The organism is Agrobacterium tumefaciens (assembly GCF_009649785.1).
Lineage (GTDB): Bacteria > Pseudomonadota > Alphaproteobacteria > Rhizobiales > Rhizobiaceae > Agrobacterium > Agrobacterium tumefaciens.
Window position 1 is genome coordinate 273,621 of sequence record NZ_WJOK01000002.1, and the last position, 26,511, is coordinate 300,131.

General features: G+C 58.9%; 21 protein-coding genes. 18 read left to right on the forward strand and 3 right to left on the reverse strand.

The features are described from left to right. The 13 genes from GH784_RS03275 (at position 1) to GH784_RS03335 (ending at position 14,394) form a co-directional block, all read left to right on the forward strand. Entirely contained in the window at positions 1-1,146 is a 1,146-nt protein-coding gene (locus GH784_RS03275; protein ID WP_065703760.1) for an ABC transporter ATP-binding protein, read from the forward strand. Further along, entirely contained in the window at positions 1,143-2,069 is a 927-nt protein-coding gene (locus GH784_RS03280) for a carbohydrate ABC transporter permease (protein WP_003514858.1), read from the forward strand. Before GH784_RS03275 ends, GH784_RS03280 begins: the two co-directional genes overlap by 4 nt. Further along, positions 2,069-2,890 carry a carbohydrate ABC transporter permease gene (locus tag GH784_RS03285; protein ID WP_003514860.1) on the forward strand — a complete coding sequence of 274 codons (822 nt, stop codon included), beginning with the start codon at positions 2,069-2,071 and terminating at the stop codon, positions 2,888-2,890. Before GH784_RS03280 ends, GH784_RS03285 begins: the two co-directional genes overlap by 1 nt. A gap of 42 nt (positions 2,891-2,932) precedes the next feature. Next, complete coding sequence (locus tag GH784_RS03290; RefSeq protein ID WP_065703762.1) at positions 2,933-4,225, forward strand: ABC transporter substrate-binding protein; 1,293 nt, start codon at positions 2,933-2,935, stop codon at positions 4,223-4,225. Between the two features lie 66 nt (positions 4,226-4,291). Further along, positions 4,292-5,092 (forward strand): phosphodiesterase, encoded by an 801-nt coding sequence (locus GH784_RS03295; RefSeq protein WP_065703764.1) that lies wholly within the window; start codon positions 4,292-4,294, stop codon positions 5,090-5,092. 268 nt (positions 5,093-5,360) lie between these two features. Continuing rightward, entirely contained in the window at positions 5,361-6,857 is a 1,497-nt protein-coding gene (locus GH784_RS03300) for an acetyl-CoA hydrolase/transferase family protein (protein ID WP_003514866.1), read from the forward strand. A gap of 189 nt (positions 6,858-7,046) precedes the next feature. Beyond that, positions 7,047-8,369 (forward strand): alpha/beta hydrolase, encoded by a 1,323-nt coding sequence (locus GH784_RS03305; protein WP_013635402.1) that lies wholly within the window; start codon positions 7,047-7,049, stop codon positions 8,367-8,369. Between the two features lie 128 nt (positions 8,370-8,497). Continuing rightward, positions 8,498-9,535, forward strand: a complete 1,038-nt coding sequence (locus tag GH784_RS03310; protein ID WP_038489725.1) for a 4-hydroxyproline epimerase — start codon at positions 8,498-8,500, stop codon at positions 9,533-9,535. Positions 9,536-9,648: 113 nt separating this feature from the next. Further along, complete coding sequence (pyrC, locus tag GH784_RS03315; RefSeq protein ID WP_013635404.1) at positions 9,649-10,686, forward strand: dihydroorotase; 1,038 nt, start codon at positions 9,649-9,651, stop codon at positions 10,684-10,686. A gap of 170 nt (positions 10,687-10,856) precedes the next feature. Beyond that, a complete protein-coding gene (locus tag GH784_RS03320) occupies positions 10,857-11,555 on the forward strand; it encodes an orotate phosphoribosyltransferase (protein WP_065703765.1) in 699 nt (232 codons plus the stop codon). Positions 11,556-11,652: 97 nt separating this feature from the next. Beyond that, entirely contained in the window at positions 11,653-12,579 is a 927-nt protein-coding gene (locus tag GH784_RS03325) for a carbohydrate kinase family protein (protein WP_003514875.1), read from the forward strand. A gap of 124 nt (positions 12,580-12,703) precedes the next feature. Then, the gene (locus tag GH784_RS03330) at positions 12,704-13,669 is read left to right on the forward strand and encodes an acetylxylan esterase (RefSeq protein ID WP_153793200.1); all 966 of its coding nucleotides are present in this window, start codon (positions 12,704-12,706) and stop codon (positions 13,667-13,669) included. Further along, positions 13,666-14,394 (forward strand): esterase family protein, encoded by a 729-nt coding sequence (locus tag GH784_RS03335; RefSeq protein ID WP_065703767.1) that lies wholly within the window; start codon positions 13,666-13,668, stop codon positions 14,392-14,394. The genes GH784_RS03330 and GH784_RS03335 overlap by 4 nt, the downstream gene beginning before the upstream one ends. 16 nt (positions 14,395-14,410) lie before the next feature. Here GH784_RS03335 and GH784_RS03340 read toward each other — a convergent pair whose 3' ends face one another. The 3 genes from GH784_RS03340 to GH784_RS03350 form a co-directional block, all read right to left on the reverse strand. After that, positions 14,411-15,280 carry an ornithine carbamoyltransferase gene (locus GH784_RS03340; RefSeq protein ID WP_065703769.1) on the reverse strand — a complete coding sequence of 290 codons (870 nt, stop codon included), beginning with the start codon at positions 15,278-15,280 and terminating at the stop codon, positions 14,411-14,413. Positions 15,281-15,370: 90 nt separating this feature from the next. Beyond that, positions 15,371-16,996: a glucose-6-phosphate isomerase gene (pgi, locus tag GH784_RS03345; protein WP_038489735.1), complete on the reverse strand. Its 1,626-nt coding sequence runs from the start codon at positions 16,994-16,996 to the stop codon at positions 15,371-15,373. Between the two features lie 127 nt (positions 16,997-17,123). Then, on the reverse strand, positions 17,124-18,836 hold the full coding sequence (locus tag GH784_RS03350) for a long-chain fatty acid--CoA ligase (RefSeq protein WP_003514883.1): 1,713 nt from the start codon (positions 18,834-18,836) through the stop codon (positions 17,124-17,126). 353 nt (positions 18,837-19,189) lie between these two features. On the opposite strand from GH784_RS03350, the gene GH784_RS03355 reads away from it, so the two are divergent. From GH784_RS03355 to GH784_RS03375, 5 genes are all read left to right on the forward strand, one after another. Beyond that, the gene (locus GH784_RS03355; protein WP_013635410.1) at positions 19,190-20,239 is read left to right on the forward strand and encodes an ABC transporter ATP-binding protein; all 1,050 of its coding nucleotides are present in this window, start codon (positions 19,190-19,192) and stop codon (positions 20,237-20,239) included. A gap of 154 nt (positions 20,240-20,393) precedes the next feature. Further along, positions 20,394-21,410 carry an extracellular solute-binding protein gene (locus tag GH784_RS03360; RefSeq protein ID WP_065703773.1) on the forward strand — a complete coding sequence of 339 codons (1,017 nt, stop codon included), beginning with the start codon at positions 20,394-20,396 and terminating at the stop codon, positions 21,408-21,410. 72 nt (positions 21,411-21,482) lie between these two features. Beyond that, the gene (locus GH784_RS03365) at positions 21,483-23,159 is read left to right on the forward strand and encodes an ABC transporter permease (protein WP_065703910.1); all 1,677 of its coding nucleotides are present in this window, start codon (positions 21,483-21,485) and stop codon (positions 23,157-23,159) included. Positions 23,160-23,331: 172 nt separating this feature from the next. Next, the gene (locus GH784_RS03370; RefSeq protein WP_083211594.1) at positions 23,332-25,521 is read left to right on the forward strand and encodes a TonB-dependent siderophore receptor; all 2,190 of its coding nucleotides are present in this window, start codon (positions 23,332-23,334) and stop codon (positions 25,519-25,521) included. A 102-nt stretch (positions 25,522-25,623) separates the two neighbouring features. After that, positions 25,624-26,505 carry a helix-turn-helix transcriptional regulator gene (locus tag GH784_RS03375; protein WP_003514892.1) on the forward strand — a complete coding sequence of 294 codons (882 nt, stop codon included), beginning with the start codon at positions 25,624-25,626 and terminating at the stop codon, positions 26,503-26,505. The last annotated feature ends 6 nt before the right edge of the window (positions 26,506-26,511 follow it).

Consider the following 26,511-nt stretch of genomic DNA (forward strand, 5'->3'; position numbering starts at 1 on the left):
ATGACGCCACAATCACTTGAACTTTCGGGTATCGGAAAAGGCTTTGGAGCTGACGATGTTCTGAAAGAGATCGATCTCTCCATCCGTCCCGGAGAATTTTTGTCCCTCGTCGGCATGTCCGGCTGCGGCAAGTCAACGCTGCTGCGCATCATCGCGGGGCTGGAAACGCCGGATCGCGGTTCGGTGACGATCGGCGGTCAGGATGTGACGGAGATCGATCCGAGTGACCGCAATCTGGCGATGGTGTTTCAATCCTACGCGCTTTATCCGCATATGAGCGTGCGCCAGAACATCGCGACGCCGCTTCGGATGCGACGTCTGCCGCTTGCTGCACGCTTGCCACTGATCGGAAGATTTGCGGCGCCTGCCGAAACTTTGCGCCAGATCGATGCTGCCGTCGAACAGGCGGCCGAGACCCTGCAGATCGCGCATCTGCTGGACCGCAAGCCGGCCCAGCTTTCAGGCGGCCAGCGCCAGCGAGTGGCTCTGGCCCGAGCACTGGTGCGCTCGCCTGCCGCATTCCTCATGGACGAACCACTCTCCAACCTAGATGCAAAGCTTCGCGCACACATGCGCGAGGAGCTTGCCGGGCTGCACCGGCGGTTGGGCGCGACATTTATCTACGTCACCCATGACCAGATCGAAGCGATGACAATGTCGGACCGCATCGCGCTGATGTCGGAAGGTCGTATCGAGCAACTGGGCACGCCGGACGAGCTTTACCGGAAACCGGCGACACTGACGGTTGCGCGCTTCATTGGCACGCCGTCGATCAACCTGCTGCCGGTGGAAATCCATGCTGAAGGTAAGGTCACGGCTTTCGGCCGCGATCTTGGCGTCGAGGCTTCTGGTCGTGATGCCGGCCCGGCGACGCTTGGCCTTCGCGCCGAGGATCTGCGCCTGGGTGCGGAAGGCTTCGCGGTGCGGGTGACCCGCAGCGAAACCCACGGCGCGGACCGTTTCGTGAACTGCCGTCTTCTGAGCGACGAGACCGTCGCCATTACCCTGCGTCAGGCCGCGGGCGAGGTACTGGGCGCCGATGAGAACGGCGTGATGAACCTCGGCTTTGCGCCGGAGCGCGTGCATCTTTTTGCCGCGGACGGCCTGCGTCGCAAGACGACGGTGCGTGAAATGGTGCCGGCATGACGGCGGTTGATTTTTCCTCGGCCACGCGCGCAAAGTCTCGCCCGCGCCTCTCGAAGGCGGACCGGCGGATGATCTGGCGTGGATTGATGTTCGCGGCACCGGCAAGTCTGCTGCTTTTGGCGATCTATATCGTTCCCATATTCGTTCTGGCCGGTTTTTCCGTCACAGATTACAAGCTCGGCGCACTCTCCACCCGCTTTGTGGGTCTCGACAATTTCGTGAAGGCTTTCCACGACCCGGTCTTCCTGCGCGCGCTGGCGAATACGGCCATTTATGCGGTCATCGTCATTCCCTTCGGCGTGTTCCTGGCGCTTGGCGTCGCTTTGCTCGTTTATAATCGCAAGCGCAGCCGTGCCTTCTGGGAAGTCGCTTATTTCCTGCCCGTCACCGCAACGCTCGTCGCCATGGCGACCGTGTGGCAATTTCTGCTGCATCCTTCGCTTGGCCCGGTGAATGCGGCGATCAAGTGGTTCGGCTTCGAGCCCGTCGCGTTCCTCTCCAACCCGGTTCTGCTCATTCCCACCATGGCGCTGATGGGTGTCTGGCAGGTTCTGGGCTTCAACATGGTGCTGTTCCTCGCCGGGCTCACCGCCATTTCGAAGGATCTGCACGAGGCATCGAGACTGGACGGCGCTAAAAACCCGATCGACCGGTTCCTGACGGTGACTTGGCCGATGCTGGGGCCGACGACGATGTTCGTGGTGGTCACCACCTCGATCTCGGCCTTCAAGGTGTTCGAGACGGTTGCCGTGCTGACCAAGGGCCGCTTCGGTTCCGAAACCCTGCTTTTCGATCTCTATCTTGAAGGGTTCGAATATTCCAACACCGGTTATGCCGCCGCGCTGACGGTGATCTTCCTCGCTATCGTGTTGATCCTCTCGATCGGCCAGACGCTGCATATGGACCGGAAGGTGCACTACTGATGGCCGCGCTCCGCAAATACTTCCCGCATCTCGTGCTGGCACTTGGCGCTTTTGTGATGCTCCTGCCGTTCTACTGGATGATGTTGACGTCGATCCGCTCGCCTGCGGAAATATTCGACGTCTCGCTCTGGCCGATCCCGGCGAAATTCGATGCCGTCGAAAACTATACCCGCGCAGCGAGCCAGGTGCCGATGGCACGTTTCATGCTGAACGGCGTCATCGTCTGCGTCGGTATCCTCGTCGTACAGGTCCTGACATCGGTGCCGGCGGCCTATGCGCTGGCGAAGCTCAGGTTTCCGGGTCGCAAGCTGCTGCTGGGTCTCATCATCGCGGCACTCTGCGTGCCAATTCAGGCACTTGCCCTGCCGCTTTTCGTCGGTCTGGCGAAGACGGAACTGCTGAACACCTATTTCGCGATGATGATGCCGTTCTTCCTGTCGGTCTTCGCCATCTTCCTGTTCAACCAGTCCTTCCGCAGCTACCCGGATGAAATCATCGAAGCGGCCCGCATGGATGGTTTTTCGGAAATGGAGATTTGTTGGGGACTGGTGCTGCGCGGCTCGCTGCCTTCGCTCGCGGCTTTCTCGATCTTCTCGCTCGTCGCCCACTGGAACGACCTTTATTGGCCGATGATCGTGGTCTCCGACACCAATCTCGCCCCGCCGCCGCTCGGCATGATGCTTTTTGCGGATGTCGAATCCGGCGCCAATTACGGTGCCCTGATGGCGGGCGCAACACTGATTACCGCGCCAATGGTGCTGTGCTTCCTCCTCGCACGGCGGCATTTCATCGCCGGTATTACCATGACCGGCGTCAAGTGACGTCGTTCGAACTCCTCCTCCCAACCCATTTTGGAGAATGACATGAAAATCAACCGACGCGCTCTGATGGGCGGTCTGGCACTCGGCGTGGCCTTTGCAGGCCTCGCAACGCCGGTTCTTGCCAACGAAATCACGCTGAACGTTCTCTACAACCTGCCGGGTTTCACGAAATTCCATCAGCCGCTGGCCGATGAATTCATGAAGAAGAACCCGGATGTGAAGATCAACTTCCTCGCTCCGGCCGCAGGCTACAATGAAGGCCAGCAGCAGGTCTTGCGCTCGGCCGTCACCGGCAATCTGCCCGATGTTTATTTCTCGGGTTACAACCTGACGGCGGAACTGGTGCACACGCTCGCACCGCGCAACCAGATCACCGATCTTAGCCCCTTCATCCAGGCTGAAGGCGGTCAGGCCTTCCTCGACAAGAACTACAGCCCGAAGATGGCAGCTCTCGGCCAGATCGACGGCAAGCAGTACGGCCTGCCGGTCAACGCTTCCTCGCCGATCATCTACATCAACTCCGACCTCGTCACCAAGGCTGGCGGCGACCCGGACAAGATGCCGACGACCTTCCCGGAGCTGATCGCTCTCGCCGAGAAGATCAAGGCACTCGACCCGAAGTTTGCGGGCATGAGCTACGACATCAATGGCTGGCCGGATGACTGGTTGTGGCAGGCGCTTGTTTTCGAACAGGGCGGCAAGCTCGTTGACGAGAAGACCAAGACCGTTGCGTTCGACAACGAGATCGGCCTCAACGCCCTGAAGATGACCCGCCAGTTCGTCACCGAAGGTGGCCAGAACCTGCTCGACTGGGACCAGTCGCGCCAGCAGTTCGGTGCAGGCCTTACCGGCTTCATCTTCTCGACGCCCGCCCACGTTCAGACCATCACCGGCCTGGTTGGTGACCGCTTCAAGCTGAAGACGGCAACCTTCCCGCTCGACAACAAGGAAAAGGGCGGCGTGCCGACGGGCGGCAACTCTGCCGTTATCCTGACGCAGGAAAAAGCCAAGCAGGATGCTGCCTGGAAGTACCTGAAGTGGATCACCGGCCCCGAGGCGCAGAACACCATCGTGCGCATCACCGGCTACCTGCCGACCAACAAGCTGGCAACCGGCGCTGACTTCCTGGCTCCCTATTACGCCGAGAACCCGAATGTGAAGACAGCTTCGCTGCAGGCTGATCGTTCTCTGCCGTGGGCCGGTTATCCCGGTGGCGATTCCGTCCGCATCTGGCGCACCCAGCGCGATATCATCGGCACCGTCATGCGCGGTGAAGTGTCGCCGGAAGCTGGTCTCAAGCAGATCGTCGAGCAGACCAACGCCCTGCTGAAGTAAGCGATACCATCGAAAAGGCTGCGGGAACCACATTCCCGCAGCCATTTTTATGCAGAGAGACCGACAATGAAGATCATCCAGATTACAGACACCCATCTTTTGCCGCCAGGCATCGCGATAAACGGCGTGGATCCCGAGAAGCAGTTGCGCGCGGCGATATCAGATATTGTCGAAAAACACGCAGACGCCGACCTTCTGGTGATGACGGGCGATCTTTGCAATTACGGCGAGCCGGAGGCCTATGAACTCCTTCGCGACATTTTGGCGCCCGTGTCCTTGCCCGTGCGGCTGATGCTCGGCAATCACGACCGCCGTCCGGAATTCGTGGCGGCTTTTCCCGAACAGCCACGGGATGAAAACGGCTATATCCAGTCCTTTATCGATACCGAATTCGGCCGGCTGCTGTTTCTCGACAGCCACGAGGCCGATGTCATCGGCGGCATGTACGGTGCGGATCGCCTGACATGGCTGGACAAGGCGCTTGAAGGCGCTGGCGACCTTCCCGTGACGGTTTTCGTTCACCACCCGCCAATGGATTGCGGTATCCGGCATTTCGAAAACATCGGCATGCATGATGACGGCGCGGTTATGCAGCGTCTAGGCAGACATCCGGCCGGCGTGCGCCATATTGTTTTTGGCCATATCCACGTTCCGATGGCGGGCACCAGCGCCGAAGGCATCGCCTATAGTTCCGGCCAGGCCTGCGCGCATCGCTTCATCACAGATATCGAGGTTGTCGATCCCCTGTGGACCGGCGGCAACCCCTGTTACCGGGTGATCAGCCTCGGTACATTCGGCATGCGTGCCTATGATGTCGAGGTAGGGCAGGTCGTGCTGGGTCAGGCCTCCGCATGCGAAGGCCCCTGAATAGCTGAGGCAACCCTCCGGTATGCGACGAGGCGATCCATACGCCTCATCAGCGGTTGCGGTCGGCTGCGATGCTGCGATCGCCCCGCAGCCTGTCGCGCCGATGCGCCACTTGCGGTCTGTCGATCAGATTTGATGGATCAAAGCCATGGTCCCGTTCACACCCTTGATCTATGTCAGTTTCATCGTTGAAACTCCGCGCCATAGTCACTGGTGAGGTGGCCAGCCACGTGACGCGCCATCTGGAATGCAGATCATGGAGAAGTGCATGCTTGAAAAGCGTATCCGCAACGCGTCCCTCTTGAACAGGATCGTCAGCGCCGAAGAGGCTGCCGGCCTCATTCAGGATGGCATGACGGTGGGCATGAGCGGCTTTACGCGGGCCGGCGAAGCAAAGGCGGTACCGCTGGCGCTGGCCGAGCGTGCGAAGACGCACCCGATGAAGATCACCCTGATGACCGGTGCATCGCTTGGCAATGATCTCGACAAGACCATGGTGGAGGCGGGCATGCTGGCGCGCCGTATGCCGTTTCAGTCCGACCCCGCTTTGCGCAAGGCGATCAATGACGGCAAGGTGATGTTCATCGACCAGCACCTTTCTGAAACGGTCGAGCAATTGCGCGGCGGCCAGATCCACGGCGTCGATGTTGCCATCATCGAGGCGGTGGCGATTACGGCGGACGGCGGTATCGTGCCCACCACATCCGTCGGTAATTCGGCGAGCTTTGCCATTCTGGCCGAAAAGGTCATCGTTGAGATCAACCTGTCGCAACCCGACGTTCTCGAGGGGTTGCATGATATTTTCATCCCCGCAAAACGCCCCACCCGCATGCCCATTCCGGTGGTGGCAACGGACAGCCGCGTCGGTCTGCCGTTCATTCCGGTGCCGCCGGAAAAAATCGCCGCAATCGTCCTGAGCGACAAGAGCGACAGTTTTTCGACGGTGCTGCCACCTGATGACGAGACCAAGGCGATTGCCGGCCATCTCACCGAATTCCTGCTGAATGAGGTCCGTCATGGCCGCATGACCCACGAACTCCAGCCGTTGCAGGCCGGTATCGGCACCATCGCAAATGCCGTCATGCACGGTTTCATCGATACGCCGTTTCACGATCTCAAAATGTATTCGGAAGTTCTGCAGGATTCGACCTTCGAGCTTTTCGACGCGGGCAAGCTGACTTTCGCCTCCGGTTCATCGATCACGCTCTCCTCTGCCATGAACGAACGGGTCATGCCGCGACTGGCCGATTACAAGAGCAGGCTGATCCTGCGTCCGCAGGAGGTCAGCAATCACCCGGAGGTCATCCGCCGCCTCGGCATCATCGGCATCAACACCGCGCTGGAGTTCGATATTTACGGGAACGTCAATTCCACTCATGTCGGTGGCACTCACATGATGAACGGCATTGGCGGCTCGGGGGATTTTGCCCGCAACGCCTATATGTCCATCTTCGTCACCAAGTCGATTGCCAAGGGCGGCGCCATCTCCAGCGTCGTGCCGATGGTCAGCCATGTCGACCATACCGAACATGATGTGGATATTCTGGTCACGGAAATCGGGCTGGCCGATCTGCGCGGCCTTGCCCCGCGTGAGCGCGCTGCTGTCATTATCGCAAATTGCGTGCATCCCCACTATCGCGATGCCCTGACGGACTATTTCCAGCGGGCAGTGGCACGTGGCGGACATACGCCGCACCTCATTGAAGAGGCGCTGTCCTGGCACAATGCCCTTCGCGAAAGGGGCACAATGCTGCCGCAGCGATAGAACTCGCCTGCACGTTACAATCACGTCTCCCGGCTCCGCAAGGCGGGAAAATTGGGTCTGTTTGGACACACCGGTGCGGAAATCTCCGCGCTTGCGCGATGGTTGCTGGCGCGGCAGTTCCGCCTCCGGTAGAAATTCCTGTCCTCTGGCCGCTATCCGGCTGCCTTTGGGTTGCAGGAGAATGATGTGATGCCCATCCGCTTCGTAGCCATAATCGCGATTGTTGCCCTGCTCGCTGGCTGCGGGGGGCGTCCCATCGGGGTCATGACGCCAACAGGGCAGACCGTGGCGGGAACCACGCCCGTCAATCTCCTGGTCGCCACCACGCGAGCTCCCTCGGACAATGCCGCCGTGCTTTTCGGCGGCGAACGCGGAACCGGCTTGAAGGTCGATGCCGTCACCATCTCCATTCCGCCCAAGGCCAACCGCAAGGTCGGGCAGGTGCAGTGGCCGAAGAAGCTGCCGCCTAACCCTCTGAAGGATTTCACCACGGTGGCGGTTGAGCCTGTTCGTTCCGAAGCGGAGACGAAAAGCTGGATCAGCAAACATATCCATAAGGACCGCCGCGTTCTGGTCTTCGTGCACGGTTTCAACAATCGTTACGAGGAATCGGTCTATCGCTTTGCGCAGATCGTCTATGATTCCGGCTCGGATGTCGTGCCTGTGGTTTTCACATGGCCGTCACGGGCGAGTATTTTCGACTATAATTACGACAAGGAAAGCACCAATTACTCGCGCGATGCGCTTGAGGAAATGCTGACCCGTCTGGCAAAGGACAAGTCGATCGGCGAGGTCACGGTCATGGCGCATTCCATGGGCACATGGCTTGCCGTGGAGGCGCTGCGCCAGATGGCCATCCGCAACGGCCGCGTCGATCCGAAGATCAGCAATGTCATTCTGGCAGCACCAGATCTCGATGTGGACGTGTTCAGCCGGCAGTTCGCCAGCTTCGGCAAGGCGCCGCCGAAATTCACCCTGTTCGTCTCGCAGGATGACCGTGCGCTCAGCCTGTCGCGCCGCATTTCCGGCAATGTCGACCGTCTGGGCCAGATCGACCCTTCCGTCGAACCCTATCGCAGCCAGCTGGAAAAGGCTGGCATCACTGTTCTCGATCTGACCAAGCTGCAATCCGGTGACCGGTTGAACCACGGCAAATTTGCAGAAAGCCCTGAAGTCGTGCGCCTGATCGGCGACCGCCTCATTGCCGGCCAGACTGTGACGGATTCCGATGTCGGTCTGGGGGAGGCGCTGGGCGCGGTCAGCATCGGTGCCGCGCAAACTGTCGGAACGGCGGCAAGCGTCGTGGTCAGCGCGCCCATTGCGGTTTTCGATCCGCGCACGCGTGAAAATTACGGCAGGCAGGTGGAGAGGCTCGGCCGCTCTGTTGAAAACACCGTCGGATCGGTTGGTGATACGGCCGGCTCCGTGGTGGACGATCAGGCAGTTCAGTCTTCGCGAGTGAATTGCGACGCCGCCGCCAATCGTAACCGGGCGGAGTGCCGAAATCGCTAGATCATGATGAGAACTGGATGGCGAAAACCATAAGCGATTTTCGCCATCCAGCTCGCGCAGATTTGTATACAGCTTGTATTTTTACCTATATGGTCCGGTCAACAGCTCAACTTCCGGAGTAAGATCCCATGCGTTGGAAACGCACCCTGCAGCTTCTCGATGTTCATTGCGAAGGCGAAATCGGCCGTGTCGTCACCGGCGGCGCGCCGAAAATTCCCGGCAACACCGTGGCCGAGCAGCTTAACTGGATGAATACCGATCCAAAAGGGGAAGCCCTGCGCCGCTTTCTGACTCTGGAGCCGCGTGGCACGCCCATGGGGTCAGTCAATCTTCTGCTGCCGCCGAAGCACCCGGATGCCCATACAGCCTTCGTCATTCTCCAGCCGGATCAGGCGCATGCCAGTTCCGGCTCCAATTCCATCTGCGCGACGACAGCACTTCTGGAAAGCGGCATGGTGGAGATGCAGGAACCGGAAACGGTCGTCATTCTGGAAACGGCCGCCGGTCTGGTCAAGGCCACCGCCACATGCCGCGACGGGCGCTGCGAAAAGGTCAAGCTGACCATGGTGCCGTCCTTCGTGCATGAGCTGGATGTGACCATCGACACGCCCGAATGGGGCAAGGTGACGATGGATATTTCCTATGGCGGCATCTTTTACGCGCTGGTCGATGTGCGCCAGATCGGCCTGACCATCGAAAAGGCCAATGCAGCGAAACTGGTTGCTGCGGGCATGATCCTCAAGGACCTCGTCAACAGTGAAATGACGGTCGTGCATCCCGAAATCCCCGCCATATCAGGCGTGGCCTATGTGATGTTCCGCGATGTGGATGCCGATGGTTCCATCCGCACCTGCACCACCATGTGGCCGGGCCGGGCGGATCGCTCGCCCTGCGGTACCGGCAATTCCGCCAATCTCGCCACGCTTTATGCGCGCGGCAAGGTGAAGGTGGGAGACGAATACAAATCCCGTTCGATCATCGGTTCGGAATTCGATGTCGGCCTTTCCGCCGTCACCGAAGTGGCAGGTCGTCCGGCGGTCATTCCCACCATTGCCGGCCGCGGTTTCACCTTCGGGCTGCACCAGGTCGGCCTTGACCCCTTCGATCCCTTTGCGGACGGCTTTGCCATGACGGATGTGTGGGGTCCCGAAGCGGGCGGCATCTGAGGCTCGCTTCAAAAAAATGACATTTACAGCCGCCCGATGCCTCTCGGCGGCTGTTTTCCTGTGACGAAAGATGCTAAGCGGGCGCCAATTCCGTCATGCTCCGAGGTATCCCGATGAAGTCGCTCACCCTTCGCCGCCCTGATGACTGGCATCTGCATCTGCGCGATGGCGCCATGCTGGAAGGCGTGATCGGAGATACGAGCCGCCATTTCGCCCGCGCAATCATCATGCCGAACCTGGTGCCACCGGTGGTCACCTGCGCCGATGCCCGAGCTTATCGAGAACGCATCGTCAAGGCCATTCCTGCGGGCGACCGTTTCGAGCCGCTGATGACGCTTTATCTCACCGAGGACACGCAGGCCGACGACGTGGAAGAGGGCAAGAAAAGTGGCCTTATCACCGCCGTGAAGCTCTATCCGGCCGGCGCGACCACCAATTCCCACGGCGGCGTGCGCGACTTCAACAAGGCGATGCCGGTTCTGGAACGCATGGCGAAGATCGGCCTGCCGCTTTGCGTGCATGGCGAGGTGACGACGCCGGAGGTCGATATTTTCGACCGCGAGAAAGCTTTCATCGACACGGTTCTGGAGCCGCTGCGCCAGCGCCTGCCTGAGCTCAAGGTGACGATGGAGCACATTACCACCCGCGATGGCGTGGACTACATAAAGTCGTCCAAGGCCAATCTCGCCGGTTCCATCACCACTCACCATCTCATCATCAACCGCAACGCCATTCTGGTCGGCGGTATCAAGCCGCATTATTACTGCCTGCCCGTCGCAAAGCGCGAGGAGCACCGGTTGGCACTCCGTGCGGCCGCGATTTCGGGTGATGCCCGCTTCTTCCTCGGCACCGATTCCGCCCCGCATGTCGATCCGCTGAAGGAATGCGCCTGCGGCTGCGCCGGCATATATACCTCGATCAACACCATGAGCTGTCTTGCGCATGTCTTCGAGCAGGAAAACGCTCTCGACAAGCTGGAAGCCTTCGCTTCCCTCAACGGCCCAGCCTGGTACGGGTTGGCGCCAAATGAGGAGACCATCACGCTGGTGAAGCGCGATGAGCCGGTGTCGTTTCCCGCCAAGATCGAGACGGGCGCCGGGCCGGTGACCGTATTTGATCCGATGTTCCCGCTTCATTGGGACGTGAGCTGATTTTTTTGATGACCGCCGGCAATGCCGGCGGTTTTGTTATGGTCCACAGGCATCCATAAGTTCCGGTGCCGCCTGCGGACGTCTGCAATGCTGAACCGAGACGTTGTGCTTTCCGAAAACTGGCCCCGGTTTTCGGAGCGATAAACCAAGGCCGAAAAAGGAGAACGCCTATGAACCATTTCACATTCACTGACCGCACTGTCGTTGCAGAACTGGTTGCGAAGATGTTGTGGGAAATCAAGGCGGTCCACTTCAATTCGGAAAGCCCGTACACCTTCGCTTCGGGCATGAAGAGCCCTGTTTATATCGACATGCGCAAGCTCATTTCCTTCCCGCGTGTTCGCTCTGCGGCAATGGATTTTGCGGCAGCGGCGGTGATGCGCGAGGCCGGTTTCGAGAAGTTCGACTGTGTCGCGGGCGGTGAAACGGCGGGCATTCCCTTCGCGGCTTTCCTTGCCGAGCGTCTTGGCCTGCCGATGATCTATTGCCGCAAGAAGCCAAAGGGCCATGGCCGCAACGCCCAGATCGAAGGCCATATGCCGGAAGGCGCGCGCGTGCTCGTCATTGAGGACCTGACGACGGCTGGCGGCTCGATGTTCACCTTCATCGACGCCATCCGCGCGGCAGGCGGCATTGTCGATCACGGTATTGCGCTCTTCTATTACGGCATTTTCGAACAGGCCGAAGCGCGCTTCGCCAATGGCAATGTCAAGCTGCATTATCTCACGACCTGGCGCGATGTTCTGGCTGTTGCCCGGGCTGAAAAGCTGTTCGACGAAAAGACCCTGTCGGAGGTCGAGGCCTTCCTCGATAACCCGTTGCCATGGTCTGCAAAGCGCGGCGGCGTCAGCGAATTGCCGCAATCTTAATTTCGGATGCGGCCAGCCAGCTTGTGGCTGGCCTTCCGATCGATCTTCGTCTAAATCGATTTAAGTCCATTTGATTTGCTGTTTGAGGAGGACCGTAATGATCCTGTGTTGTGGTGAAGCCCTGATCGACATGCTGCCCCGGCAGACGACACTGGGTGAGGCGGGTTTTGCCCCCTATGCAGGCGGAGCGGTCTTCAACACGGCCATTGCGCTCGGGCGTCTCGGTGTCCCGTCCGCGTTCTTCACGGGTCTTTCCGATGACATGATGGGCGATATCCTGCGGACAACCCTGCGGGCGAGTAACGTGGATTTCAGCTATTGCGCAACACTTTCGCGGCCGACCACCATCGCCTTCGTCAAGCTCGTCGATGGCCATGCCACCTACGCCTTTTATGACGAAAACACCGCCGGCCGGATGATCACCGAGGCCGAGCTTCCGGCCTTGGGCGCCGATTGCGAGGCGCTGCATTTCGGCGCGATCAGCCTCATTCCGGAACCCTGCGGCAGCACCTATGAGGCGCTGATGGTGCGCGAGCATCAAAGCCGAGTCATCTCCCTCGATCCGAATATCCGCCCCGGTTTCATCAAGGACAAGCAGTCGCATATGGCCCGCATCCGCCGTATGGCTGCCATGTCTGATATCGTGAAATTCTCCGACGAAGACCTCGAGTGGTTCGGTCTGGAAGGTGACGAGGACACGCTCGCTCGCCACTGGCTGCATCACGGCGCGAAACTGGTCGTCGTCACCCGTGGCGCCAAGGGTGCGGTCGGTTACACCGCCAATTTCAAGGTAGAAGTGGCTTCCGAGCGGGTGGAGGTCGTCGATACCGTCGGCGCGGGCGACACCTTCGACGCCGGCATTCTCGCCTCGCTGAAAATGCAGGGGCTTCTGACGAAGGCGCAGGTCGCTTCGCTGACGGAAGAGCAGATCAGAAAGGCTTTGGCGCTCGGCGCAAAGGCTGCTGCGGTGACCGTCTCGCGAGCTGGCGCAAATCCGCCCTTCGCGCATGAAATCGGATTGTAAAGGATATGGTTGAACCGTTTTGAAAAGGCGGTTCATCACTCCTGCCTGGGCCAGGGTCGTAAAAAACCGATATTTGGATATCAAGAAGCTTGTGTCGGCCGGTCTTTCACGAAACAAGCATCGCATGAGCGTTCCAACAACCCATCCTTTCGATTTCGACCCGACCTATGGCATGCGGCGCGAGCAGTTGCTGGCCATTATCCCGCCTGAGGCGCCGCCGGGCTTTGATGATTTCTGGAAGAAGCGTTATCGCCGCGCGCTGGCCACGGATCCGCGACCGGTGCTGCGCAAGAGCAAACTCAGCCATCCCCGCTGGCATGTTCTCGATATCTCATACACATCCACCGGCGGCTTCCGCATCGGTGGATGGATGCTTCTGCCGTGCAAAGGACAGGTGCGGCGCGGACTTGTTGTCGGCCATGGTTATGGCGGGCGGGGAGAGCCCGATTTCGACGTGCCGGTGGAAGAAACGGCCGTGCTGTTTCCCTGTTTTCGCGGGCTTTCGCTAAGCGCCTGTCCGCCGATTTCGTCCGACCCGGCCCTTCATGTCCTCTACAACATCGAAAGAAAAGACGACTACATCATCGGTGGCTGTGTCGATGATCTGTGGATCGCCGTCTCCACGCTCGTCACGCTCTATCCATGGCTGGAAGGGCAGGTGGGTTACAGCGGCATCAGCTTCGGGGGCGGGATTGGGGCTTTGGCGATACCATATGATGCGCGCATCGACCGGGGCCATCTGGTCGTACCGACATTCGGACACCGGCCGTTCTGGCTGACGCTGCCGACGGTCGGCAGCGCGGATGCGGTCCAGACCTATCAGAAGACCCATGCCAATGTGCTGGAAATGCTGCGTCTGTTCGATGCCGCTTCTGCGGCTTCCCGCATAAAAGTGCCGATGCTGGTCGCGCCCGCCCTGTTCGATCCGGCGGTGGCGCCGCCGTGCCAGTTTGCGGTTGCCAATGCCCTGCCGCTCTCAAAATTTAATGAAATCTTCATCCTAGACGCGGGACATTTCGAATACGCTGACAGTGCATCCCAAGATGCGGTCCACAGGGACAAGGTCAGACAGTTTTTCAAGGTGCCATGAAACGCGAATATCTCCGCTGGTATAGTCAAAGGCTTCATCGTGATATGGAGCTGTTGATATTCGGTCATTCTGGCGCCAAGGTGCTGATGTTTCCTACACGCGACGGGCGCTTCTTCGAATATGAGGAACTTGGCCTTGTCGACAGTATGGCCGATAAAGTGGAGGCCGGTCATCTTCAGCTCTATTGTGTCGAGGGGCTGGCCAAAGAGACCTTTTATGCGGCCCATAATCACCCGGCCGAGCGCATTCGCCGCCATGCCGCCTTCGAAGATTATATTCTCAATGAAGTGCTGCCGCTGATGGCTGAGAAAAACCCGCATGGCGATACCATCGTGCAGGGCTGCAGTCTCGGCGCGTTTCAGGCCGCCAGCCTCGTCTTTCGTCACCCACATCTTTTCCGCAAGCTCGTCGCCTTTTCCGGCCGCTACGATCTGACGATGAAGGTGGAATCCTTCGGCGATCTGTTCGACGGTTACTACGATGACGATGTCTATTTCCACATGCCGAGCCACTTTCTGCCGGACCTCGCCTGCGGCTGGCGGCTTGAAAACCTCCGCCGCATCGACATGGTTTTCACCATCGGCGATGCCGATCCGTTTTTGGACAACAACCATCACCTAAGCCGGGTTCTTAATGACAAGCAGATAGGGCATCAGTTGCATGTCTGGGAGGGACGTGCCCATCGGGCAGGCCCCTGGCGCAAGATGGCGGCGCTGTATATCTGAGGCGACCGGCGCCGCCTCAGGCGAGGAGAAATTCCATCAGGGCATTCTGCGCGTGCAGAAGAAATGCCTTTGCGGGCCGGCTTTGACAGGCCGGATGGGTCATTGCGTCTGCCGTCACTTCCTGACCACGGGCGACCGGTGGGCAGGGTAAAAAGATCACCTCGGGCTGCATCCTGTCGAGAAGGGATGCGGATATGCGGTAGTCGATCAGGATATGATCCGAACCGGCGGGCCAGGAATCGGTAATGACCACATCCGCGTCCAGCAACTCCGCCATATCAGAGCTGGCCCGGAAATTCGGGTTGACGAGCGCAGCATCGGTGACGTGCCATTGTTCGGGGTAAACTTGTGTGACCTGAATTGGCAGGGAAATCGAGGCCTCGACCCACGAGCGCAAAATATTGGCATCCGGCGCGACGCCGACGATCTTGAGACCGTCGACCCGGCTTCTCAAGCTTTTGATGTGGGCAAGATCGCCAAGCGTCTCGCAGGGATGATTGGACTTGGTCCGCGCGTTGATGACGGGTGCGCGCATTTCGCCCGCAAGCGCCCGGAGGGTCGAGAGTTCTTTCGTGCGGATAATGACTAGATCGAACCAGTTGTCGAGATAGCCCGCCAGGTCGGCAATTTCTTCGCGGCCATTAAAGCTGATCGGGACGGTGACACAAATACCGCCCATGGCCTGAATGCCGAGATCGAAGGCAGCGGTGTTGCGCCAACCGGTGTCGTCGACGATCAGCCCGATGCGTTTTCCCTTGAGCAGCTGTGGCATCGTGCCCTTTGACCAGTCCTGCGCCAGACTGCCTGCACGGTCTATGATCGACAGCACCGCATCTTCAGGCAGGTCATGAAACGCCAGAAAATCCTTGCCTTGCCGCAGTGCCATATGTGCCTCCAATCGGCGTTCCATCGATGCTGAATTGAAAAAGCCGGAAGTTTCCTTCCGGCTTTCGTAATTATCAAGGGAGCAAGGATTTTACCCCGCCAGTCCCGACAGCGCTTTCACCAGACCCTGTGTCGAGCTGTCATGGCCGGCTGCACTTTCCTTGCCTTCAACGACGGGAAGCAGGCCGGTTGCCAGTTCCTTGCCAAGCTCCACACCCCACTGGTCGAAGGAGTTGATGCGAAACAGCACGCCTTCCACGAAGACGCGGTGTTCGTAGAGCGCGATCAGACGGCCAAGCGCAAATGGCGTCAGCTTGTCGTAGACGAAGGTAATGGACGGGCGGTTGCCGGTGAAAACGCGGTGCGGCGCGATGAAATCGGCTTGGCTGTCTTCCATGCCCTTGGAGGTGAGCTGGGCTTTCGCTTCGGCCAGCGTGCGGCCCTTCATCAGGGCTTCCGACTGCGCCAGGCAATTGGCGATGAGAAGCTGGTGCTGATGGCGCAGTTCCGGTTCGAAACCGTTGGCGGCGATCATGAATTCCGCCGGAATGACGCTCGTGCCCTGGTGGATGAGCTGGTAGAAGGCGTGCTGGCCGTTGGTGCCGGGTTCGCCCCAGACGACCGGGCCGGACTGGCCTTCGACAGGTGTCCCGTCGATCGTCACGCCCTTGCCGTTCGATTCCATGTCGAGTTGCTGCAGATAGGCAGGGAAACGCGACAGGCGCTGGTCATAGGGCAGGATCGCCCGTGTGGAATAGTTTAGCACGTTGCGGTGATAAAATCCGATGAGACCGAGCAGCATCGGTAGGTTTTCACGGATCGGTGCCTCGCGGAAATGCTTGTCCATGGCATGCGCGCCATCCAGAAACTTTCCGAAATTCTCCGGCCCGATGGCGATCATCAGCGGCAGGCCGATAGCCGACCAGATCGAATAACGTCCGCCAACCCAGTCCCAGAAACCGAAGATGCGATCGCTCTCGATGCCGAAGGCGGCAACCTTTTCCAATGCTGTCGAAACGGCGGCGAAATGGTGCTTCACAGCCTCTTCACCCAGCTTTTCGGCAATGAAACGGCGCGCGGTCGCGGCATTCGTCATCGTTTCGATTGTGGTGAAGGTTTTGGAGGCGACGATGAAGAGCGAGGTCTCGGGATCAACGAGCTTCAGCGTGTCGGCAATATGCGCGCCATCAATATTGGAGACGAAATGCGCACGCGGACCATCATGGAAAGGCGCAAGCGCCAGCGTCGCCATGACGGGGCCGAGATCGGAGCCGCCGATACCGATATTGATGATGTCGGTGATCTTCTTGCCGGTCGCACCTTTCAGGGAACCGGAGCGAATGGCGTCGGCAAACTTGCCCATGGCGGTGAGAACGGCGTTCACATCCGGCATCACATCCTTGCCGTCAACGAGAACCGGCGTGTTGGAGCGATTGCGCAGTGCGGTGTGCAACACGGCACGATCTTCCGTGAAATTGATCGCCTTGCCGGAGAACATCTCCTCGCGCTTTGCCTCGACGCCACCGTCGCGCGCCAGCTGTTCGAGAAGCGTGACGATTTCGTCATTAACAGCGCATTTGGAATAGTCCATCAGCAGGTCATCGAATTTGGCGCTGAAACGGCTGAATCGTTTGTCGTCGGCCGCAAAAGCAGCGCGCAGATCGGTTGCGGCTGTGCTGCTTGCCGTTGCTTTCAGTTTTTCGATGGTGGCCTGCATCTCGTGCTCCTCGGCTTCCTGGAAGGATGAGGAAACTATTCTTTTTCAGGCGACCAAATCAAGGCGACTTCGGTAAAAGAAATGGACTGGGAGAAAAGAAAAGAGCCGGTCACCCGGCTCTCGTCCTTCAGTTCAGATTGCGCAACTCACGCCGCAAGATCTTGCCGACGTTCGATTTCGGCAGCTCCGTTCGGAACTCGATGATTTTCGGCCGTTTGTAGTTTGTCAGGCTTTTGGCGCAGAAGGCCTTGAGTTCCGCTTCCGTCAGCGACTGATCCTTCTTGACGACGAAAAGCTTGACGGTCTCGCCGGAATGTTCGTCGGGAACCCCGATTGCCGCGCATTCCAGTACGCCGGGATGGCTGGCGGCCACTTCCTCGATCTCGTTCGGATAGACGTTGAAACCGGAAACGAGGATCATGTCCTTCTTGCGGTCGACGATCTTGGTGTAGCCGCGCTCGTCCATGAAGCCCATGTCGCCTGAACGGAAGAAGCCGTCTTCGGTCATTGCTTTCGCGGTTTCATCCGGCCTCTGCCAGTAACCGGCCATGACCTGCGGCCCGCGAATGCAGATCTCGCCGACCTCGCCGGTCGGCAGGCTTTTGCCTTCCTCGTCGCGAATGTCGATTTCCGTAGAGGAAATAGGCAGGCCGATGGTGCCGCTGAATTCCGTGGCATCGAGTCTGTTAACGGTGGCAACGGGCGATGTTTCCGATAGCCCGTAACCTTCGGCGATTGGGCAGCCGACCATGGAAAGCCAACGCTCGGCCACCGGCCGCTGCACCGCCATGCCGCCGCCGAGGACGAGAATGAGCGAGGACAGATCGAGCTTGCGGAAATCCTCATTGTTCATCAGCGCATTGAACAGCGTATTGATACCCGGAAAAATATGCGGTCGATAATGCGACAGCTCTTTCACGAAGCCGGGAATATCGCGTGGATTGGCGATCAGCAGGTTATGGCCGCCAAGCGCAATGCCCATCAGCGAATTCACCGTCAGCGCAAAGATGTGGCACAGGGGCAGCGCGCAGATGAAGTTGAGGACTTCTGGACGGTCCTTGCGTTGGGTGAACGCAGCATCCAGCCACAGGCTGATCTGCGCCTTGTTGGCCAGAAGATTGGCGTGGGTGAGGATCGCACCTTTGGAAATGCCCGTCGTTCCGCCGGTATATTGCAGGAATGCAATATCCTGCGGCAGGAGGCGGACCGCCTTCAGGGAAAATCCCTGACCTTCCTTCAACACGGCCTTGAAGCTGATGGAGCCGGGAATAGCGTAGGCCGGCACCAGTTTCTTCACCTTGCGAACCACAAGATTGACGATATGTCCCTTGAGGCCGAGGAGATCACCCATGGCCGCAACGACCACATGTCTGACGGCGGTTTTCGGCACCGCCTGCTGCGCCACATGGGCGAAATTCTCCAGTACGAAAAGTGCTTTTGAGCCGGAATCCTTCAGCTGGTGTTCCAGCTCGCGCGGCGTATAGAGCGGATTGACGTTGACCACGATCATGCCTGCCCGCAAAATTCCGTATACGGCGACGGGGTTCTGCAGGATATTCGGCATCATCACGGCAACCCGGTCGCCTTTTTCCAGCCCTCTGGATTGCAGCCATGCGGCCACCGCGCGGGTTTCAATATCCAGATCCCGGTAGGTCAGGGACTTTCCCATGCTGGAAAAGGCCTTCCTGTCGGCAAATTTCGCGCAGCTCTTTTCGAGAAGTTCGACAAGGGAGGTATTGGCGGATGCGGGGATTTCGGAAGGTACGCCCGGCGGGTAGGATGCCAGCCAGCGCTTCTCTGCGCTGACATTTTCCGGATGTCCCAGGGACAATTCACTCATGCTTCTCCTCCCAGAGTCTCTGTCGCGCCGTGCGTTCGATGGAACGCATGAAAGGCGCTATAAGCTGCCTGATCATCATGAGACCCCCAATCAACCGGCGTAATGGCCGGATTGAGGGAACCGCATGTGGCGTCACCGGATCGACTGCTCCTCCGCTCCCCGATGACGAATGATAGACGTCTAATCACCTGACGTCCATCGTATCGGCAAAGCCTATTTAACTCTAACGTAAACGTCAATATTCCTGCCGAACATCTCGCAACCTCGTGAATGGAAACCTATTTTCCCCGCCTTTTGACTTTAATCCTGATTTGAGCGATCAACATAATTCGCAAAGCAGGGCAGGATTGGAAATGGCAGGCAACGCAGCGCTTGAACTGAAATCGGTCGGAAAAAGATTCGGCGACACGGATGTATTGTCCGATATCGATCTGACCGTCGAACGCGGCGAAATCATTTGTCTGGTGGGACGTTCCGGCTGTGGAAAATCGACCCTGCTGCGCATTATAGCGGGTGTGGAAACGCCGGATCATGGCAGCGTTTGTGTGAATGGCGCAGTCGTTGCTGGTCCGGCTGGTTTCGTGGAACCGGAAAAGCGCAATATCGGTTTCGTCTTTCAGGATTATGCGCTCTTCCCGCATCTCACCGTCGAACAGAATGTGATGTTTGGTCTCAGGTCATTGCCAAAGGCCGAGGCCCGCCGCCGGGCTGCGGAGATGATCGAGCACGTTCATCTGCAGGAGTTGGCCAAGCGCTACCCGCACACGCTTTCGGGCGGTGAGCAGCAGCGCGTAGCCCTCGCCCGCGCCCTTGCCCCGCAACCGGGCCTGCTGTTGATGGATGAGCCTTTTTCCAATCTGGACCGGGGATTGCGCGACACTGTGCGCGAGGAAACGCTGGGCGTCCTGCGGCAACTGGGCACGACGGCGATCATGGTCACCCATGATCCGGAAGAAGCGCTTTCCGCCGGCGATCGTGTGGTGCTGATGCAGCGAGGGCGTATCGTCCAGAGCGGCACGGGCTACGAAATCCACGATCATCCCAAAAGCCGCTACGCCGCCGATTTTTTCTGCGCCTTCAACAAGATCGAGGGCAGGGTGAGGGAGGGGCGGGTGGAAACGCCGCTCGGGCCTCTGGGCGATGCGTCCGGTCTGGCGGAAGGTCTTGCCGCCACCGCCTATGTTCGCCCCAATGCGATTTCGATCATCGAGGACAGCGCTGCGAAAGACGGGATTGCCGGCGAAATATCAAGTCGTGTGTTTCTCGGCGAGATCGAACAACTCGGCATAGCCGTTCCCGGCCTTCCAGCCGACCTGCGCGTCAGGACGATGCAGCGCACACCCGCCAAGACCAAGGCCGTGCGCTTCGGCATCGATCCGAAGGGTGTCCTGATATTTACCTGAAGTTGAATGAGCGGATTTGCATGTTTATTTTCGCTCCATTTTCAACTGTTGGTGATCGAAACCCTCCTGAAAACGGCCAAATAAAACTTGATTTGATACGTCATGTATGATGTTTGCTCCCCCTATATTGCGCCATCGAAGAGGGAGACACACCATGACGAAATTTGCCAAACTTGCCCTGCTTGCCAGCACGGTCACTTTTGCAGCGGGATCAGTCAGCGCTGCTGAACTGAACATCTACACCACGAGAGAGCCGGCCCTGATCCAGCCCCTGCTGGAATCCTTCACGGCCTCCAGCGGTGTCAAGGTCAACACCGTATTCCTCAAGGATGGCCTTGCAGAGCGCGTTCTGAGCGAGGGTGCAAGCTCACCTGCCGACGTGCTGATGACGGTGGATGCCGGCAATCTCGTCGATCTCGCGGAAAAGGGTGTTACTCAGCCGGTTGAATCCGAAACCCTGAACAAGGCTATTCCGGCGGAACTTCGCGACGCCAAGGGCCACTGGTTCGCACTTTCCATGCGTGCCCGCGTTCTCTATGCGGCGAAGGATCTCGACCTTGCCTCCTTCAACTATGAAGACTTGGCAGATGCGAAGTGGAAGGGCAAGATCTGCATTCGCGCTGGCCAGCATCCCTATAATACGGCTCTCTTTGCCGACTACATCGCTCACTATGGCGCAGCGGACACCGAAAAGTGGCTTGCCGGCGTCAAGGAAAACCTGGCCCGCAAGGCAGGCGGCGGCGACCGTGACGTTGCCAAGGATATCCTCGGCGGCATTTGCGATATCGGCATCGCCAACTCCTATTATGTCGGCCTGATGCGCTCGGGCAAGGGTGGCGAGGAGCAGGTGAAATGGGGCGACGCGATCAAGGTCGTTCTGCCGACGTTCAAGAATGGTGGCACGCAGGTCAACATCAGCGGTGCGGCTGTTGCCAAGAGCGCTCCGAACAAGGCCGAAGCCGTCAAGCTTCTGGAATACCTTGTTTCGGACGAAGCCCAGAAGATTTATGCCGAAGCCAACTTCGAATATCCGGTCAGGCAGGGCGCAGCACTCAACGACATTGTTGCCTCCTTCGGCACCCTGAAGGTTGACAACAAGTCGCTGACGGAGATCGTCTCTCATCGCAAACAGGCGAGCGAGCTGGTCGACAAGGTCGGTTTCGACCAGTAAAGGCCAATTGGCGACAACAAGTTGGAAGGCGTTCGCATCCGCGGGCGCCTTCCCTGTATTTTCAAGAAGCTCATGAATCCAGACGCCGTCCAGCCATTGATGCCCCGCGCAAGACCAAGGTTTTCATCCTCCTTCTGGTGGCTGAGCCTGTCTCTGGCAGCGGTCTGTGGCGCCATGCTGCCGGTTCTGGCACTCGTCTCGCAGGCGGTGCAGGGGTCTGATGGCCTTTGGTTCCATCTCGGTTCCAGCGTGATTTTGACGGCTTTGCCGGATACCGCCGTTCTGATGCTCGGCGTCGGGTTGCTGGCCGGTGTTATCGGCACATTTGCCGCCTGGCTGGTTACGGCCTATGATTTTCCCGGCCGCAAAATACTGGAATGGGCGCTGCTGCTGCCGCTCGCCATGCCCACCTATATCGTCGCTTACGCCTATCTCGATATCCTGCATCCGATCGGGCCGGTGCAGGGGGCGATCCGCTGGCTGCTGGGCTATTCCAGCCCGCGTGAATTCCGCCTGCCGGACATAAGGTCCATGACGGGCTGCATCATCCTGCTCGGTTTCGTGCTGTTTCCCTATGTCTATATTCCCGTGCGCGCCATGTTCCTCACGCAGGCGGGCAACCTGCTTGAAGCGGCACGCACGCTTGGCGTTTCCAGACGCGCGGCTTTCTTCAAGGTTGCGGTGCCTTTGGCGCGCCCGGCCGTCGCGGTCGGCATCAGCCTTGCCCTGATGGAAGCGCTGAACGATATCGGCGCATCGGAATTCCTTGGTGTCCGAACACTCACCGTTTCGGTCTATACCACATGGGTCACGAAATCCGACCTGCCCGGTGCGGCGCAGATCGCGCTTTCCATGTTATTCATCGTGGTTGCCCTCGTGGCATTTGAACGATGGGCGCGGCGCAAGCAGCGTTATACCGTGTCGGCGCAGAAAAGCAGGGAACTGGAGCCTGTGCGTCTCACCGGTCTTAAAGCTTGCGGTGCCTTTGCGCTCGGCAGCCTGCCGGTTCTGATCGGCTTCGTGGCGCCGGCAAGCTATCTCGTCACCGAGGCATGGAAGCGTTTCCGGTTCAGCGGACTGTCGTCCCGTTTTGCCGATGAGGCTCTGAATACCATCCTCTTTGCCGGACTGGCGACGGCGATCACCCTCGTCCTCGGCCTTGCGGTCGCTTACGCGATGCGCCTTGCTCCGGGACGCCTCTCGCTCTGGTCCTACCGGCTTTCCACGGTAGGTTACGCGGCCCCCGGCACGGTCATCGCCATAGGTGTGCTGATTGCGCTTGGCGGCTTCGACCGGTTTGTCGACCAGACCATGCGCGACTGGTTCGGCATATCCACCGGCCTCATTTTCATCGGCAGCGGTGCGGCCCTGATTTACGCCTATTCGGCGCGGTTCCTCACCATTGCGGCTGGCGGCGTCGATGCCGGCCTGAGTCGTATCCCGCAATCCTTCGATCACGCCTCGCGAACACTGGGACGATCCGCAACACAGACATTCAGACAGATCCATCTGCCGCTTTCAAAGGCATCGCTGGCCGCCGCCGCCTTGCTGATCTTCGTCGATTGCGTCAAGGAACTTCCCGCCACACTCCTGTTACGGCCGCTGAATTTCGAGACTTTCGCGACCCATCTTTACGGTGAGGCGGCGCGTGGCACCTATGAGGAAGCGTCGATTGCGGCACTGGCGATTGTCGTCGTCGGCATCCTGCCGGTCATGCAGCTTGCAAGGATCGGGCGGCGCAAGAGCTGACGCCTGCACCATAAATGACAGGCGCAAAACTGTGCGAGAAGCCAATAAGCTTCAAATCTCCCCAGAAAACGACAAGCATCCGGCCTTAATCCTGATGTAAATACTCAGCTTAATTGAGGTGCTGCGGCCTGCCGTATATAAACGTCGGCCGTGATCTGTTTCGGGGCATATCTTGAAAAATTTGCATGAGATGTTTTTGGGCCGCCTGGCTTTGGGAACGGCTGCCATTGTTTTGATGGCGCCATTGGTAGGTCACGCACAGCAGACGACCGTCCTGCGTGAGATTACCGTCGAGGGGCAGGGCGCGGAAAACGCCACTGGTCCGGTCCGGGGGTACGTTGCGAAGAAAAGCGCGACGGGTTCGAAAACTGAGACGGAAACGAAGGACATTCCTCAGTCCGTATCGGTCGTCGGCCGCAAGGAAATGGATGACCGCGGTGTCGTGACCAAGATCGACGAGGTACTGCGCTACACGCCCGGCGTAACGGCGGAACCTTTCGGCACCGATCCGGATACGGACTGGTTTTACATTCGCGGTTTCCAGGCAACCCAGACCGGCGTGTTTCTGGATGGGCTGAACCTGTTCAGCTACGGTTTCGGCGGTTTCCAGATGGATGCCTATGGTTTGGAGCGGGTGGAGGTGCTGAAGGGACCGGCTTCGGTGCTCTACGGCGGCGCCAATCCCGGCGGCATCGTGCAGATGGTTCGCAAGCGCCCGCAGGATGAGCCGGTCCGCGAAACGGAAATCGGCATCAACAATTTCGGCAATGCTTTCTTCGGTTTCGATCTCGGCGACAAGATCGATGGTGAGGGTGTGTGGAAATACCGCGTCACTGGCAAGGTCTCGGGCGGCGATAATTACACCGACTACTCCGAGGATCTGCGTGGCTTCATCATGCCGCAGATCACCTTCGAGCCGGATGCTCAGACCAGTGCCACGCTCTACGGCTATTTCTCGGCGCTGGATCAGGTCCATGTCGGCAATGGCTTCCTGCCCTATGTAGGCACTGTGGTTGACGCACCTTTCGGCAAGCTCGACCGCAAGGCCTTTTATGGCGAGCCTGATATCGACAATGGTCGCGTCTACCAGTCCATGGTGGGTTACGAAGTCAGCCACGAATTCGACAATGGCTGGAAGATCAGCCAGAACGCACGCTACGGCCACCTCTACAAGCATGAAACCGGACCCTATGCGGGCGGCTGGGCCAATACTGACGCCAATGGCCAGCCAATCCTCGATGCCACCACCAATGACTATATGCTGACCCGCTTTGGTTATGACGGCCTGTCGAAGGTCGACAGTTTCGGCGTCGACAACCGCGTCGAAGGCCAGTTCGATACCGGTGCTGTCAGCCATTCGCTGCTCTTCGGTCTCGATTATAAATACTACAAGCTGGATCAGGTGCAGGCGTGCTGCGGATCGAATGCGATCGGTGCGCTCAAACCGGTCTATGGTTCGACGCAGGGAACGAATTTCGTCTACGCCAATAACGTCGTGACGCAGCAGCAGATCGGCATCTATGCACAGGATCAGCTGCGTTTCGGCGATGGCTGGCTGGTAACGCTGAACGGGCGCTACGATTACGTCGATACCGAACTGAACAACAGGCTGCCAGCGGGTGTGTCTCGCCGCTCAAATGACGATGCGCTGAGCGGTCGCGCCGGTCTTGCCTATGAATTCGACAATGGCCTGACGCCCTATGTCTCGGCGGCCACCTTCTTCAATCCGCTCATCGATACACTTGCGGATGGCAGCTCCGCCGTACCCGAGGAAGGACATCAGTTCGAGGCCGGTATCAAATACGAGCCGACCTTCTTCGATGGCAGCATCACCGCCTCTGTCTTCAAGCTTGTGAAGGACAACGCCATCGTTTCCTATACCGCCGGCGGCGTAACGACGAGCGGCCAGTTCGGACAGGTGGAGTCCACCGGCTTTGAGCTGGAGGCGAAGGCCAATCTCACCGACAACTGGAAAACCATCGCCTCCTATTCCTATACCGATCTCGATATCACCAAGGACGCCAATCCTAACCTGATCGGCAAATCGCCGTGGATCGTGCCTGCTCACACCGCGTCGCTTTGGGTGGATTACGCCTTCACCGATGATACGTTTGAAGGCCTCAGCATTGGCGGCGGCGTGCGTTATCAGGGCAAGTCCTGGGCAGATGCGGCAAACACGCTGCGTGTTCCGGATGCTGCGGTCTTCGATGCCGCGATCCGCTACGAGAAGAACGACTGGACGGCATCCGTCAACGTTGCGAATGTCTTCGACAAGGAATACGTCAAGAGTTGCGCCGGCGTCTCGGTTTGCGGCTGGGGTGACAGCCGCACCATCACCTTCAAGCTTTCCAAGAAGTGGTAACGGGTAGCTGGCAGTTGCGGGGAAAATAGTTTGCCCCTATAAATATGAATAATCTTATCATGTTTATAGGGGCGCCTTTGCGCCTTGCGGGATCGAGAGGCCATGGCTTTCCGCGTTCGGATGGAAAATGAGATCGAGGGCTTTGCCGTCATCGGCGGCCCACGCTCGCGGGTGTGGAACGGCATCGTCGCCGATCTCTGGGACGTGCGTTGCGCATCGAAGGCGGGTGGCCGCTATGTCGGCAAGGACCCGCGTTTCGTTTTCCTGCTTGATATGGATGGGACGGATGATGGGCGGTTCATGATGAATCGTAGCCGCCGCGACAATTACGCGTCATCCGAAGCGAACCGCATTTCCTTCGTACCGGCCGACCTGGACGTACATGCGGAACTCAGCAATGTTTCCTTCGTGCGCCATCTCGATCTGCACTTCGATGCGGGATTGCTGGGGGCGCGGCTGGTGCAGGGGTTCGATCCGCACGGGTTGCTCGATCCGCACCTGATGTTCGAGGATGAGCGCCTGCTGGTGCTTGCGCGGCTGATCGCCGCAGAATGTGATAATCCAGACCCTTTGCACGATCTATACGGCGAAAGCCTCGTGCTGGCGCTATTGACGGATTTCCTCAAGGTGAAGCGGGAGCCGGTCAAAAAACGCAGCAAGCTGGCCTCCTGGCAGTTGAGGGCGGCGACCGATTACATTCGCGAACATTGCCTGCGGTCGATAAGGCTGGAGGAACTGGCAGAACTCACCAACCTGTCGCAATCCCATTTCAGCCACGCCTTCAAGGCGTCGACAGGCGTACCGCCGCATCAATGGCAGATGCAGGCGCGTATCGATCGGGTCAAGGACCTGATGATGCGAACCGACATGGCGCTGACCGACATCGCCATCGCAGCCGGGTTTTCGGATCAGGCGCATTTTTCCCGCGTCTTCCGTAAAATGGTCGGCGTTTCTCCTTCCGTCTGGCAAAAAATCCGCCAATAGGGCTTT

What these genes read in the sequence shown, in the direction of transcription:
- GH784_RS03275 (WP_065703760.1), top strand. Translation starts at nt 1, where the DNA reads ATGACGCCACAATCACTTGAACTTTCGGGTATCGGAAAAGGCTTTGGA.
- GH784_RS03280 (WP_003514858.1), top strand. Translation starts at nt 1,143, where the DNA reads ATGACGGCGGTTGATTTTTCCTCGGCCACGCGCGCAAAGTCTCGCCCG.
- GH784_RS03285 (WP_003514860.1), top strand. Translation starts at nt 2,069, where the DNA reads ATGGCCGCGCTCCGCAAATACTTCCCGCATCTCGTGCTGGCACTTGGC.
- GH784_RS03290 (WP_065703762.1), top strand. Translation starts at nt 2,933, where the DNA reads ATGAAAATCAACCGACGCGCTCTGATGGGCGGTCTGGCACTCGGCGTG.
- GH784_RS03295 (WP_065703764.1), top strand. Translation starts at nt 4,292, where the DNA reads ATGAAGATCATCCAGATTACAGACACCCATCTTTTGCCGCCAGGCATC.
- GH784_RS03300 (WP_003514866.1), top strand. Translation starts at nt 5,361, where the DNA reads ATGCTTGAAAAGCGTATCCGCAACGCGTCCCTCTTGAACAGGATCGTC.
- GH784_RS03305 (WP_013635402.1), top strand. Translation starts at nt 7,047, where the DNA reads ATGCCCATCCGCTTCGTAGCCATAATCGCGATTGTTGCCCTGCTCGCT.
- GH784_RS03310 (WP_038489725.1), top strand. Translation starts at nt 8,498, where the DNA reads ATGCGTTGGAAACGCACCCTGCAGCTTCTCGATGTTCATTGCGAAGGC.
- pyrC (WP_013635404.1), top strand. Translation starts at nt 9,649, where the DNA reads ATGAAGTCGCTCACCCTTCGCCGCCCTGATGACTGGCATCTGCATCTG.
- GH784_RS03320 (WP_065703765.1), top strand. Translation starts at nt 10,857, where the DNA reads ATGAACCATTTCACATTCACTGACCGCACTGTCGTTGCAGAACTGGTT.
- GH784_RS03325 (WP_003514875.1), top strand. Translation starts at nt 11,653, where the DNA reads ATGATCCTGTGTTGTGGTGAAGCCCTGATCGACATGCTGCCCCGGCAG.
- GH784_RS03330 (WP_153793200.1), top strand. Translation starts at nt 12,704, where the DNA reads ATGAGCGTTCCAACAACCCATCCTTTCGATTTCGACCCGACCTATGGC.
- GH784_RS03335 (WP_065703767.1), top strand. Translation starts at nt 13,666, where the DNA reads ATGAAACGCGAATATCTCCGCTGGTATAGTCAAAGGCTTCATCGTGAT.
- GH784_RS03340 (WP_065703769.1), bottom strand. Translation starts at nt 15,280, where the DNA reads ATGGCACTGCGGCAAGGCAAGGATTTTCTGGCGTTTCATGACCTGCCT.
- pgi (WP_038489735.1), bottom strand. Translation starts at nt 16,996, where the DNA reads ATGCAGGCCACCATCGAAAAACTGAAAGCAACGGCAAGCAGCACAGCC.
- GH784_RS03350 (WP_003514883.1), bottom strand. Translation starts at nt 18,836, where the DNA reads ATGAGTGAATTGTCCCTGGGACATCCGGAAAATGTCAGCGCAGAGAAG.
- GH784_RS03355 (WP_013635410.1), top strand. Translation starts at nt 19,190, where the DNA reads ATGGCAGGCAACGCAGCGCTTGAACTGAAATCGGTCGGAAAAAGATTC.
- GH784_RS03360 (WP_065703773.1), top strand. Translation starts at nt 20,394, where the DNA reads ATGACGAAATTTGCCAAACTTGCCCTGCTTGCCAGCACGGTCACTTTT.
- GH784_RS03365 (WP_065703910.1), top strand. Translation starts at nt 21,483, where the DNA reads ATGAATCCAGACGCCGTCCAGCCATTGATGCCCCGCGCAAGACCAAGG.
- GH784_RS03375 (WP_003514892.1), top strand. Translation starts at nt 25,624, where the DNA reads ATGGCTTTCCGCGTTCGGATGGAAAATGAGATCGAGGGCTTTGCCGTC.